Annotated in this window: 13 protein-coding genes; 8 read left to right on the top strand and 5 right to left on the bottom strand. The window is 64.4% G+C overall.

Annotated elements, in window-relative coordinates; translation table 11 throughout:
• Positions 1-136 precede the first annotated feature (136 nt).
• The 5 genes from AC1D10_RS28595 (at position 137) to AC1D10_RS28575 (ending at position 5,362) form a co-directional block, all read left to right on the top strand.
• Positions 137-1,114 carry a Bug family tripartite tricarboxylate transporter substrate binding protein gene (locus AC1D10_RS28595; RefSeq protein ID WP_477277874.1) on the top strand — a complete coding sequence of 326 codons (978 nt, stop codon included), beginning with the start codon at positions 137-139 and terminating at the stop codon, positions 1,112-1,114.
• Between the two features lie 135 nt (positions 1,115-1,249).
• The gene (locus AC1D10_RS28590) at positions 1,250-1,786 is read left to right on the top strand and encodes a tripartite tricarboxylate transporter TctB family protein (RefSeq protein WP_477277872.1); all 537 of its coding nucleotides are present in this window, start codon (positions 1,250-1,252) and stop codon (positions 1,784-1,786) included.
• A gap of 4 nt (positions 1,787-1,790) precedes the next feature.
• A complete protein-coding gene (locus AC1D10_RS28585) occupies positions 1,791-3,314 on the top strand; it encodes a tripartite tricarboxylate transporter permease (protein ID WP_477277870.1) in 1,524 nt (507 codons plus the stop codon).
• Positions 3,315-3,329: 15 nt separating this feature from the next.
• Complete coding sequence (locus tag AC1D10_RS28580) at positions 3,330-4,514, top strand: CaiB/BaiF CoA transferase family protein (RefSeq protein ID WP_477277868.1); 1,185 nt, start codon at positions 3,330-3,332, stop codon at positions 4,512-4,514.
• Positions 4,511-5,362, top strand: a complete 852-nt coding sequence (locus AC1D10_RS28575; RefSeq protein WP_477277866.1) for a citryl-CoA lyase — start codon at positions 4,511-4,513, stop codon at positions 5,360-5,362. The genes AC1D10_RS28580 and AC1D10_RS28575 overlap by 4 nt, the downstream gene beginning before the upstream one ends.
• Positions 5,363-5,371: 9 nt before the next feature.
• On the opposite strand, the gene AC1D10_RS28570 is transcribed toward AC1D10_RS28575, so the two are convergent.
• Both AC1D10_RS28570 and AC1D10_RS28565 read right to left on the bottom strand, forming a co-directional pair.
• Entirely contained in the window at positions 5,372-5,848 is a 477-nt protein-coding gene (locus AC1D10_RS28570) for an NUDIX hydrolase (RefSeq protein WP_477277864.1), read from the bottom strand.
• Positions 5,849-5,975: 127 nt separating this feature from the next.
• The gene (locus AC1D10_RS28565) at positions 5,976-6,230 is read right to left on the bottom strand and encodes a hypothetical protein (protein WP_477277862.1); all 255 of its coding nucleotides are present in this window, start codon (positions 6,228-6,230) and stop codon (positions 5,976-5,978) included.
• 210 nt (positions 6,231-6,440) lie between these two features.
• Here AC1D10_RS28565 and AC1D10_RS28560 point away from each other — a divergent pair, with 210 nt between their 5' ends.
• Positions 6,441-6,605, top strand: coding sequence for a hypothetical protein (locus tag AC1D10_RS28560; RefSeq protein WP_477277860.1), 165 nt, complete (start codon positions 6,441-6,443; stop codon positions 6,603-6,605).
• 25 nt (positions 6,606-6,630) lie between these two features.
• Positions 6,631-7,206, top strand: coding sequence for an invasion associated locus B family protein (locus AC1D10_RS28555; protein ID WP_477277858.1), 576 nt, complete (start codon positions 6,631-6,633; stop codon positions 7,204-7,206).
• 110 nt (positions 7,207-7,316) lie between these two features.
• On the opposite strand, the gene coaBC is transcribed toward AC1D10_RS28555, so the two are convergent.
• The 3 genes from coaBC to ubiE form a co-directional block, all read right to left on the bottom strand.
• Positions 7,317-8,792 carry a bifunctional phosphopantothenoylcysteine decarboxylase/phosphopantothenate--cysteine ligase CoaBC gene (gene coaBC / locus AC1D10_RS28550; RefSeq protein ID WP_477277856.1) on the bottom strand — a complete coding sequence of 492 codons (1,476 nt, stop codon included), beginning with the start codon at positions 8,790-8,792 and terminating at the stop codon, positions 7,317-7,319.
• Positions 8,793-8,887: 95 nt separating this feature from the next.
• Positions 8,888-10,462, bottom strand: a complete 1,575-nt coding sequence (gene ubiB / locus AC1D10_RS28545; RefSeq protein WP_477277854.1) for a 2-polyprenylphenol 6-hydroxylase — start codon at positions 10,460-10,462, stop codon at positions 8,888-8,890.
• A gap of 70 nt (positions 10,463-10,532) precedes the next feature.
• On the bottom strand, positions 10,533-11,309 hold the full coding sequence (ubiE, locus tag AC1D10_RS28540; RefSeq protein ID WP_477277852.1) for a bifunctional demethylmenaquinone methyltransferase/2-methoxy-6-polyprenyl-1,4-benzoquinol methylase UbiE: 777 nt from the start codon (positions 11,307-11,309) through the stop codon (positions 10,533-10,535).
• Positions 11,310-11,441: 132 nt separating this feature from the next.
• On the opposite strand from ubiE, the gene AC1D10_RS28535 reads away from it, so the two are divergent.
• Positions 11,442-12,416, top strand: a complete 975-nt coding sequence (locus tag AC1D10_RS28535; RefSeq protein ID WP_477277849.1) for an adenosine deaminase — start codon at positions 11,442-11,444, stop codon at positions 12,414-12,416.
• Positions 12,417-12,539 lie beyond the last annotated feature (123 nt).

Raw genomic sequence — 12,539 nt, 5'->3', positions numbered from 1 at the left:
CCGATTCGTTCTGTCTAGTAGAATATCGTTCCCGTTGACAGAACTTGGTAACATCTGCTTGAACTCGATTACGGGTCTGGATTCAGGCGCGTTTTGGCAGGCACCGGAGGAGGTGTCGTGATCTGGAGGAATCCCCATGCTGAACAGACGCAGATTTTTGATGAGCACGGCGGCGGCTGGCGCTGCCGGCCTTGCAGGACTTCATCTTTCACCCGCTTTCGCCGAAGGCGCACCGCAGATCCAGATTTTCGTGCCGGCAGCACCTGGCGGCGGCTGGGATCAGACAGGGCGCACGATGGACCAGGTGCTGCGCAGTGAGAAGCTCATCTCCGGCTCGCAGATCACCAATGTCGGCGGCGCCGGCGGCACGGTCGGACTGCCGCAGTTCATCAACCAATGGAACGGCAAGGGCAACTCGCTGATGGTTGCCGGCATGGTCATGGTTGGTGCCATCATCGCCAACAAGGCTGCCAACAATTTGACGCAAGTCACCCCGATCGCCCGCCTCACCGGCGAGTTCGAGGCCTTGGTGGTCCCGGCGGAATCGCCGTTCAAGACGGCCGCCGATTTCGTCGCCGCGCTCAAGGCCGATCCGACAAAGGTTCCCGTGGCTGGCGGCTCGGCCGGCGGTTCGGACCACATCCTGTTCGGACTGATCGCCAAGACCGTCGGCGTGCCGGCGACAAACCTGTCCTACGTCCCGTTCGCTGGTGGTGGCGAGGCCCTGTCGGCGCTGCTCGGCAACCAGGTCGCGGCCGGTATCTCCGGCTTTGGCGAGTTCTCCGAACAGGTCAAGGCGGGCGCGCTGCGGCTGCTTGCCATCTCGGCCGACAAGCGCCAGGACGGCATCGACGCGCCGACGCTGAAGGAAGCCGGCATCGATGTCGAGCTGTTCAACTGGCGCGGGGTCTTCGCACCTCCCGGCGTTTCCGATGCCGACAAGGCGGCGATGATCACAATGGTCGAGAGCATGGCCAAGAGCGACGCCTGGGCGACTGAGTGCAAGAACCGCAACTGGACGCCAATCCTGCTCACCGGCGACGATTATGCGAAATTCGTCACCGAGGACACGGCCCGCATCGAGGCGATCCTCAAGGATCTCGGGCTTGCCTGATCTTCCCTGAAGGGGCGGCGCGCGCCGCCCCTTCTCGCATGGAATGCAAAGCCGGCGTGAAACTACGGTGAGGACCGGCCGTGCGGTGCCGGGGATCTTGGCCAGCTTGGGCCAGATATACTGGGGAGGACAATCATGAGCAGCAGCGACCAGCAGGCGGCGCCGTCGCGTCTTGCCGTGCCGGAATTGTTGATCGGCGTCGGGCTTCTGGCCTGCGCCGGCGCCGTGGCCTGGCAGACGCTGGCGATCCCGGTGTCGCCGCTCTACTCCAAGGTCGGCCCGACTGTCTTTCCCTACCTCACCATGGTTGGTCTGGTGGTGCTTTCCCTGTTGCTCATCCTCGCGGCGCTGCGCGGCGGCTGGCAGCCTGAAGAGGAAAGGGAAACGCCGACCGACTGGAAGGCGATGGGTTTCGTCGTTATCGGCCTGCTCGCCAATCTGCTGCTCATCCAGCCGCTGGGCTTCACGGCGGCATCCGTCATCATGTTCGTTCTCGTCTGCTACGGCTTCGGCAGCAAGCGTACGCTGCGCGACGCAGGGCTCGGCCTGATCCTGGCGCTGGCCGCCTATTTCGGCTTCGCCAGGGCGCTCGGCGTCAACATCGGCGCCGGCTTCATCGAGAACCAGCTGAACACGGTGATCGATGCGATCATCGGCACGTTTGGAGCCTGACGCCATGGAAACGCTCGGCCATCTCGCTCACGGCTTCTCGGTTGCCTTCACCCCCGTCAACCTTCTGTGGTGCCTGCTCGGCACCACGCTCGGCACCGCTATCGGCGTGCTGCCCGGTCTCGGGCCGGCGCTGACCATCGCGCTGCTTTTGCCGATTACCTATCAGGTGGCGCCGGAAGCCTCCTTCATCCTGTTCGCCGGCATCTACTACGGCGCCATGTATGGTGGCTCGACGACGTCGATCCTGCTCAACACGCCCGGCGAAAGCGCCACCATCGTCACCGCGCTCGAAGGCAACAGGATGGCCCGATCCGGCCGTGGCGGTGCGGCGCTTGCCACCTCGGCGATCGGCTCCTTCGTCGCCGGCACCATCGGTACGCTGGGCGTCGCCTTCCTGGCGCCGGTGGTGGTAAAATTCGCGCTCGCCTTCGGTCCGGCCGAATATTTCTCGCTGATGGTGCTGGCCTTCATCACGGTTTCGGCGGTGCTCGGCTCGTCCTCGGTGCGCGGTCTGACCAGCCTTTTCGCCGGCTTCGTCATCGGCATGATCGGCGTCGACCTGCAGACCGGCCAGCCGCGCTTCACCTTCGGCATGACCGAACTGCTCGACGGCGTCGACGTCATCATCGCCGCCGTTGGCCTGTTCGCCGTCGGCGAGACGCTCTACATGGCTTCGCGCCGCTATGCCGGCAAGGATGAGATCGTGCCGCTCAAGGGCTCGCTCTACATGACCGCTGCCGAGTGGGGGCGCTCGTGGAAACCCTGGCTGCGCGGTGCGGCGATCGGCTTTCCGATCGGCGCCATGCCGGCCGGCGGCGCCGAAATCCCGACCTTCCTGTCCTACGCCATCGAAAAGAAGCTGTCGAAGCACAAGGAGGAGTTCGGCACGGTCGGCGCCATCGAGGGCGTTGCCGGCCCCGAGGCCGCCAACAATGCGTCCGCCGCCGGCGTGCTGGTGCCGATGCTGACGCTCGGCCTGCCGACCTCGGCGACGGCCGCGATCATGCTGTCGGCGTTCCAGAGCTACGGCATCAATCCCGGGCCGCTGCTTTTGACGACACAGGGCGACCTCGTCTGGGGGCTGATCGCCAGCCTGTTCATCGCCAATGTCATCCTCGTCATCCTCAACCTGCCGCTGATCGGTCTTTGGGTGCGGCTGCTGAAGATCCCGGCGCCGCAGCTCTATGCCGGCATTCTGGTGTTCGCCACGGTCGGCACCTATGGCATCTCGCAATCGCCTGTTGACCTCGTCATCCTCTATCTCCTGGGAGGGGCCGGCTTCCTGATGCGGCGTTTCGATTTCCCGACCGCGCCGGTCATCATCGGCATGATCCTGGGGCCACTCGCCGAAACCCAGTTCCGCCGGGCGATGACCATCTCGAATGGCGACTGGTCGGTGTTCTACAAGCATCCGCTGTCGCTGACGCTGCTGACACTCGCCTTCATCGGCCTGGTCGGGCCGCATATCTGGGCCTATGTCGAGCACCGCCGGCGGCGCGGACCGGAGCATGTGCCCGGCGATGCCTGATCGATCCCTGATGCCATGACAGAACTGCTTTCCGGTATCCGCGTCCTCGACCTGACCAACGTCCTGGCCGGCCCCTATTGCGCCTATCAGCTGGCGCTGCTCGGGGCCGACGTGATCAAGGTCGAGGTCCCGCAAGGCGGTGACCTGGCACGCCAGCTCGGCGGCTCGCCACAGCTCAACAGCGCCGGCATGGGCGCCTCGTTCCTGGCGCAGAACGCTGGCAAACGATCGGTGGTGCTCGACCTCAAAAAGCCGGCCGATCGCGAGCGCTTCCTCGATCTGGTCGCCAGCGCCGATGCACTGGTGGAGAATTTCCGCCCGGGCGTGATGGATCGGCTCGGCCTTGGCTACGAGGCGCTGAAGGCGGTCCGTCCCGGCCTTGTCTATTGTGCGATATCCGGCTTCGGCCAGACGGGGCCGATGCGCGACAACCCCGCTTATGACCAGATCATCCAGGGCCTGTCGGGGATCATGAGCATCACCGGCACGCCGGAAACGGCGCCGCTGCGGGTCGGCTACCCCGTTGCCGACACGCTTGGCGGACTGGTCGGGGCGTTCGCCATTGCCGCCGCGCTGGTGCGGCAGAAGACAAGCGGCGAGGGCGCCTTTCTCGACGTTTCGATGCTTGAATGCACGCTCTCGGCGCTCGGCTGGCCGGTCTCCAACTACCTGACCGCCGCCGTCGATCCGCAGCCGATGGGCAATGAGAACATGACCGCGGCGCCGTCCGGCGCCTTTCGCACCGGCGACGGACTGCTCAACATCGCCGCCAACAAGCAGGAGCAGTTCGTGACGCTGTGCCGGCTGATCGGGCGGCCGGAGCTGGCGTTGGATCCTCGCTTTGCCGAGCGCGAGACGCGCAAGCGCAACCGGGCAGTGCTTAAAATTGAGATCGAGGACGCCCTGGCGGGGGCGCCGGCGGCGGTCTGGGAAGAGACGCTCAATCGTGCCGGGGTGCCGGCGGGCAGGGTGCTGACGATCCCGCAAGTGCTGGACGAGCCGCAAGTGCTCGAGCGCCAGGTGACCGCAAGTTTTGAGGACGTGCCGGGTATGGACAGGCCACTCACCGTTCTGCGCGGCGGGTTCATGGTCGATGGCACGGCGCCGCTGCCGACGAAGCCGCCGCCGACGCTCGGCGAGCATATGGACGAGGTCTTCGCCAGCCTGCCGCCGCGCGCCAAGACGAAGGCACGGGCATGAGCGGCACGGAGAAAAACACCGGCCGTGAGCGCGGCGAGGAATGGTGGCAGACCGACATCATCGAGATGCGGCCCGGTATCATCCGGCTGCGCGGCTATGAGATCCAGGATCTGATCGGCCGCGTCAGCTTTCCGGCGATGATCTGGCTGATGCTGCGTGGCGAATTGCCCAGCGAGGACCAGGCAGCGCTGCTCGGTATTGCGCTGGGTGCCGCCGTCGACCATGGGCCGCAGGCGCCGTCGATCGCCATCGCGCGGATGGCTGCAACCTGCGGCGTCGGCATCAACAGCGCCATGGCCTCGGCCATCAATGTGCTCGGCGACGTCCATGGCGGCGCCGGCGAACAGGCGCTGTCCTTCTACGGTGACATCGCCGTGGCGCTCGATGGTGGCATGACTCTGGATACAGCCGTCTCGGCACGGCTCGACCGGTTCTTCGCCGAGGAGAAGGGTTATGTGCCGGGGCTCGGACATCGCTTCCATCCCGTCGATCCGCGCGCGCCACGCCTGCTGGAACTGACGCGTGAGTTTGCCGCGCGGGGTGTCGTCAATGGACGCTTCGCCGATATCGCCGAGGCGATCGAGGCGGAAGTCGCGCGGCGCAAGGGGAAAAAGATACCGCTCAACATCGATGGCGCCACCGCCGTCATCTATGGCGAACTCGGCTTTCCGCCTCCGCTGACGCGCGGGCTTTTCGTGTTGTCGCGCTCGGTCGGCATCCTGGCGCATGCCTGGGAACAGTCGCAGCAAGCCGAGCGAAACAAGGGGCCGCTGCCGCGCGAATGGTTGTGGGCCTATACCGGCACACCTATGCGACCCTTTCCCCAAGGGGACGACACGAGTGAGTGAGGCCTGATCTCAGGTGAGGTCGACCGGCGCAGGCCGGGCAATCGTCAAGGTTTTCACCAGCGTCGAGAGGTCGGGCTCATCGATGAGCAAGGCCGCATCGGTCGGTGGCAGCCAAGCCCGCTGTCGCCGTTTCGCTTCCTGCCAGTCGGCGAGTTCCTCGGTCACCTCCATCAGATAGACGATGACGTCGACGCGGACGAAGCGGTTGGCCAAACGCTTCCAGTAGGAATAGGTGCCCGCCGGTTCCTTCAGCGTCTTGCCGAGCACGCCGGCTTCCTCCTGCGCCTCGATGGTGGCCGCCTTGCGTCCGCTCTTGCCCTTCATCGGCCAACCCTTGGGGACGATGAAGCGTCTTGTGGTTCGCGACGTGACCAGCATCACCTCGATATCACCGCCCGCGTTCAGCCGAAACGGAATCGCCGCCACCTGACGGATGCTCTCGCCTTTCTTTGCCTTGCGTACGGCCTTTTTCTTGGTGGCTGCCATTCGTGAATCCAGTCGATGCAATGCCGCATAGCGCGACAAGGCATCGTTGCAAAACCAAAACTTCCGCGTGTGCCGAAAGGCACCCCGAATACATAAGTCGGCTAAATAAACGAAAAACGCCGGCTTGTCAGCGGCAATTGCTCACGGCGGTGGCGCCGATTATCTGCGTCGAGCAGCTTGGCTTGAGCTGCGGCACCACCGGCCGCGGCTGCTGGACACTCTGGCGGTCCTGGGCGCGATACTGCTGCTGTTGCTGCTGGTATTGCTGCCGCTGCACCCTGTTCTGCAGGATTTGCAGGTCGTTCTGTCGGATCAGTGCGTTGTTGCCGGCGGCGGAATTGAGCGCTTGCGCCGAAGCGGGCAGGCAAGCGCCGACCAGCATTGCTGCGGCCAGTATTGCCGATGTGAAAACCGTAGATGATCGAAGCGCCGACATCCGCTCATTCCCGCATGAAAGAAATCCTGACCTTAATATAGGGCGTCTGACCGGCCGTGCCATATCTCGGAGCAGATCGAAGCGAAATCGGGGTCATCGATCACCGAAGGTTGCTTTGCGGTGGCGGAGAACCTGCCTCGCAACCCCGCATTGCACTTGACGGAAGCCGTCGATTCGCCGCTCTATCGGGTCGGTGCCGGCCTTGAGCGGAATGGCGTCAACGGTGCCGGCATGTCTGTCAGGGATGACGGTGCCTTCGGCGAAACGGTTAAACAGAACGCCATCGGCGCGTCTTTCAAGGTCAGCTACCAGTTGGCCTAAGGCGGAGCCGGGCGGGAGGGTCTTGATGAGGAAGCACGCGTATTTCGTGGCCCTGCTGGGTGTTGCCTGCGTCGTCGGTATGCCGGCCGTGGCTGCGCAAACCAAGACCGACAAGGCGGCAGCGCCGCCCGCTGCCGATGCGCCGCAACTTCCTGGCGGCGCCTCGGCGCTGTCCGAAACCCATGGCGACTGGACGGTCAATTGCCAGATATCAGGCGCGACCAAAGCCTGCAGCCTGTCGCATCAGCAATTCAACAAGCAAAGCAACCAGCGCCTGCTGGCGATCGAGTTGTCGGGCAAGACCGGCGAGGATGCCACGGGTACGCTGGCTCTGCCGTTCGGCCTGGCGCTGGCCAAGGGCGTCAGCCTGACCATCGACGACCAGAAGCTGGATGGCAGCCTGCCATTCAACACCTGCCAGGTCGTCGGCTGCCTGGTGCCGGTGGCGTTCGATGCGACCGTCACGCCGCTGCTGAAGTCAGGCACCACCCTGAAGATCGACGCCTTCGCCGCCGACACCGGACAAGCGGTGAGCTTTTCCATTCCGCTCAACGGCTTCGCCGGCGCGCTTGCCCGAACCGCGGCGCTTTTGGCCAATTGACCGCGCAGGTCGTGTAGGACCGGAGGCGCGCGCCGCCTCAATGTCGTTTTAGCGGCAGGCATGTAGCAGACAGCAGGTTGGCGGCCGGATTTCGTTTCCGGCGCCACCGTTCAAACGACAATCGATTTCAGCCGTTCGGCGATCAGGGCGGCGAGCCGCGCCGCCACCTCGTCCTTGCTCATCTCGGGCCATTCGTCGACGCCGGCCTTCGACACGATGCGCACCCGATTGCGATCGCCGCCCATCACGCCCGCAGGACCGATGCCGCTTTCGTGCGACACGTCGTTGGCAACGATGAGATCGGCGCCCTTCTTCCTGAGCTTGGCCTCGGCGTTGCGCAGGAGATCCTGTGTCTCGGCGGCGAAGCCAATCACAAGGCCGGGTCGCTGGCTGTGATGACCAACCCCGGCGAGAATGTCGGGATTCTCGACCATGCGCAGCACCGGCGGTCCTTCGCCTGCGACCTTCTTGATCTTCTCGCCGGCTGAATTCTCGCTGCGCCAGTCGGCAACGGCGGCGACGAACACCGCCGCGTCGGCAGGCAGAAGCTGTTCCACCGCATCGCGCATCTCTTCAGCCCGTTCGACATGGATGGTCTTCACGCCGGTGGGGTCGGCGATGCCGACGGGGCCGGAGACGAGGCGCACATCGGCGCCAAGCCTGGCCAGTGCTGCCGCAATGGCGTGTCCCTGCTTGCCGGACGAACGGTTGGCGATGTAGCGCACCGGGTCGATCGGCTCATGCGTCGGGCCGGAGGTGACGATGATCTTGCGCCCCGACAGCGGCCTTGGGCTGACATCGAGCAACGCTTCGATGGCCGCGGCGATCTCCAGCGGCTCCGCCATGCGGCCTTCGCCCGCCTCATTGCTTTCGGCCATCTCGCCCTTGGCCGGACCGACGAAGGCAATGCCATCTTTTTGCAGCATCGCGCGGTTGCGGCGGGTGGCCGGATGCGCCCACATTCTGGGGTTCATGGCCGGCGCCATCAGAACCGGCTTGTCGGTGGCGAGGAGCACGGTGGAGGCAAGATCGTTGGCGTGGCCGTTGGCAAGCTTGGCCATCAGGTCGGCGGTGGCGGGCGCCACCACCAGAAGGTCGGCCTCGCGCGACAGCCTGATGTGGCCGACATCGTGCTCGTCCTGGCGGTCGAACAGCTCGGTGAAGACATGGTCGGCGGAGAGCGCGCCCACCGACAGCGTGGTGACGAATTCCTGCGCGGCTGATGTCATGACCACCCGCACCGAGGCACCGCGCTCGCGCAGCCGGCGGATCAGATCCAGCGCCTTGTAGGCGGCAATGCCGCCGCCGATGATGAGCAGGATTCGCTTGCCGAAAAGGCTGCCACGCGGCAAATTCTTGCCTGATGTAACAGCGATTGGCACTGCGGCGAGGTTGTGCGAGCTGGTCAGGTCGCGGAGGGTTCTCTCGATCTGGTCGATGCGGCCCACAGGACCGATCTGCCCGTCAACAGCGGCCCGGATCATCACCCGCGCCTGCTCTTCCATGGAGCGGTCGTTTTCCGCCGCCAGGCGGCGCAGCAGTTCCTTGACCTCATCGTCAAGGTTGCGGATGGTGATGCTGGCCATTTGATTGCACTCTGCCGCAGTTTGCCGATGGCAATGATAGCAATGCAATCAATCGGCTGCAAGTTGCGGAAACGAACCCTGGTGTGGATCCGACGCTACATGAGCTTCCAGGCGATATAGACCAGCGTCAACGCGATCACCCACAGCGCCAGGCGGCCGGAGCGGCTGTAGCGCGCCTCGGCCTTGCCGATAGCGCGGGCGGTGGTCTCGTCGAAGCGCAGGCCGTGCTCTGCCATCAGGTCGATCTCGCGCGACAGCCGATCGGTACGCGCCGCAAGCTCGGGCGCCTGGCGGGCCAACGTCAGCAGCGCCTTGGCGCCATCGCGCGCATCGATCAGCATGCCACGCGGCCCAAGGTTGCCAGCGATCCAGCCGCCGACAACCGGTTCGGCCGTCTTCCACATGTTGAAGGCCGGGTCGAGCGTGCGCGCCACGCCCTCGACCACCACCATGGTCTTCTGCAGCAGGATCAGTTCGGGCCGCGTTGCCATGTCGAAGAGTTCGGTCACTTCGAACAGCAGCGTCAAAAGCTTGGCCATCGAAATGGTCTCGGCCGGCTGGCCGTGGATCGGCTCGCCGATCGCCCGGATCGCTTGCGCGAAGGCCGCGACATTGTGCTGGCGCGGCACGTAGCCGGCCTCGAAATGCACTTCGGCGACACGCAGATAGTCGCGGGTGATGAAGCCGTAGAGGATTTCGGCGAGGAAGCGGCGCTCCTTCTTGCCGAGCCTGCCGGCAATGCCGAGATCGACGGCAACGATGGTGCCGTTTGCTTCGACGAACAGGTTGCCCGGATGCATGTCGGCGTGGAAGAAGCCGTCGCGCAGCGTGTGGCGCAGGAACGACTGGATCAGGTTGGCGGCGATGATTTTCAGGTCATGGCCGGCAGCGGCAAGGCCGGCAATGTCGTTCATCTTGACGCCGTCGACCCATTCCATGGTCAGCACGTCACGGCCGGTGCGTTCCCAGTCCACGGACGGCACGCGAAAGCCCGGATCGTCCTTGGTGTTCTCACCGAGTTCCGAGAGCGCGGCCGCCTCGAGGCGAAGATCCATCTCGATCTTGGTGGTTTGCGCCAGCGTCTCGGTCACCTCGACCGGCCGCAGCCGGCGCGACGACGGGATGTATTTCTCCTGCAGGCGGGCGGCGAGGAAATAGCTTTCGAGATCATGGAAGAAGCGGCGGCGTACGCCCGGCCGGATCACCTTCACCGCCATCTTTGTGGCTATGCCGTCATGGACGGCGTCGGCGGCATGGACCTGGGCTATCGAGGCAGCGGCGACCGGATCGCCAAATTGCGCGTAGAGATCGTCGACCTTGCGCCCGAGCGAAGCCTCGATAGCCGCGATCGCCTCGGCCCTGGGGAAGGTGTGCATCTTGTCCTGCAACATGGCGAGATCGAGCGCCATGTCGTTGCCGACGACGTCGGGCCGTGTCGCCAGGAACTGGCCGAGCTTGACATAGGAAGGCCCGAGCCGGACCACCGCCTTGGCAAGCCGGTCGCTGCGCTCATAGGCCAGCGCGCGGCGGCGGGTGAACAGTCGCGCCAGCCGCCAGCCGAATTTCGGCAGGCCGGACAGTTCCTCGCCCGGCAAGGCGGCGACGACGCCCTCGCGCACCAGAACCCAGCCGGCCCGTACGAGCCGAAATCCTGCGCTGGCCGTGCTCATGGCAGCGGCCGTCCTGCCGGCTCTTCGAACCGGCTCAGCGCATATCGACTATGAGAAATGCGGTCCAGCCTCAAAGCTTCCAGCCCGAATGAAGTGCCGCGATGCCGCCGGAATAGTTGCGGAAGGAGACGCGATCGAAGCCGGCGCGGGAAATCATCGTCGCGAAATTCTGCTGGTTGGGGAACCTGGCGATCGATTCGACCAGGTAGGAATAGGGTTCACCGTCGCCGGTGACCATCTTGCCGATCTTTGGAATGGCGTTGAACGACCAGGCTTCGTAGACCGTGTCGAGCAGCGGCATCTCGACTTCGGAAAATTCGAGGCACAGGAAGCGCCCGCCCGGCTTCAGCACGCGGAACGCTTCGCTGAGCGCGACATCAATGCGCGGCACGTTGCGAATGCCGAAAGCGATGGTGTAGGCGTCGAACGTGGCGTCGGCAAAGGGCAGTTCCTCGGCATTGGCCTCGACGAAGTCGGTGTTGCCGGAGAGGCCTTTCTTCTGTGCCCTATCGCGGCCGACGGCGAGCATCGAGCCATTGATATCTAGCACGGTGGCATGGGCATTGCCTTGGCTGGCAGCGACGATGCGGAAGGCGATGTCGCCGGTGCCGCCGGCAACGTCGAGCACCCGCCAGCCCATCCTTTTTGGAGGATTGAGCCAGGTGACCATGGCATCCTTCCACAGCCGGTGCAGGCCGGCCGACATCAGATCATTCATCAGGTCGTAGCGGTTGGCGACCTTGTGGAAAACATCGTTGACCAGGGACTGCTTGTCGCCAGCCCCTACACGCTTGAAACCATAGGAGGTTTCCATGCCGCCCGCGGCCGTGGTTCTCTCAACTGACATTTTTTTGATCCGTCATAAAACCGGCGGGACCATAGCCGATCGATGGTGCGGGCGCTATTGTTTAAGGCGCGGTGTTCAGCCGCGCTTCCAGGTGGTGGTTTCAAGACCTGGACTGACCGACGGGATGTGTGAATGCTTTTGAAAGCGGAACTGCACTGCCACATTGAAGGGGCAGCGGCGCCCGAACTCGTCATTCGCCAGGCGCAGAAATACGGCAAGGATACCTCGCCCTATATCCAGAACGGTTCCTTCGTCTGGCACGATTTCACCTCTTTCCTCGCGGCCTACGATTTCTCCTCCGATCTGTTCCGGACCGAAGAGGATTATGCGCGGCTGGCCGACCATTATCTGACCAGTCTCGCTCGCGACGGCGCCATCTATTCCGAGGTGTTCACGTCGCCCGACCATGCCACGAAGGCCGGGCTGTCGCCCAAGGCCTATACCGACGCGCTTGGCGAAGGCATGGCCCGGGCCAAGGCCAAGACAGGCATCGAGGGCCGCATGATCGTCACCGGCGTGCGCCATGTCGGCGTCGAGTCGATCGAAAAGGCGGCGCGCTTTGCGGCGCGCTGCGGTCATCCGCTGGTCACCGGCTTCGGCGTCGCCGGCGACGAACGCATAGGTGACATGGAGGACTATGTCAGGGCCTTCGAGATCGCCCGCGAGGCCGGGCTCGGCATCACCATCCATGCCGGCGAACTGACAGGCTGGGAGACAGTCAAGGCGGCACTCGATCACATCCGTCCCTCCCGCATCGGCCACGGTGTGCGTGCCATCGAGAATCCGGACCTTGTCCGGCGCATCGCCGATGAGGGCGTCGTGCTGGAATGCTGCCCGGGCTCCAACATCGCGCTCAAGGTGTTCGACAGTTTTGCCGGCCACCCCTTTCCGGCCCTGCAGGCGGCTGGCTGCAAGGTGACGCTCAATTCCGACGATCCGCCCTATTTCTGGACCTCGCTGAAGCGCGAATACGACATTGCCGCCGAGCATTTCTCGATGAACGAAAAGGCGCTGACCGCCGTCACCAAAACGGCCATCGAGGCCGCTTTCGTCGACAGAAAGACCAAGACCGCGCTTCTTGCCCGCCTCAACGGCGCCTCTCGCTGATTTCTTCCGACAAAACTGTGGTCGGTGCTGGCCAAGCGGTTCCTTGGCCGGCGCATTGTCGCTAGGGTTCGCTCAAGCAGCTTGAAGCGCGGCGCGTCCGAAAGGACCATGCGCGCACTTTCG

The organism is Mesorhizobium sp. P2_A8 (assembly GCF_056404935.1).
Note: the sequence above shows the minus strand (reverse complement) of the source record. Positions and strands in the feature narration are given on the sequence as shown.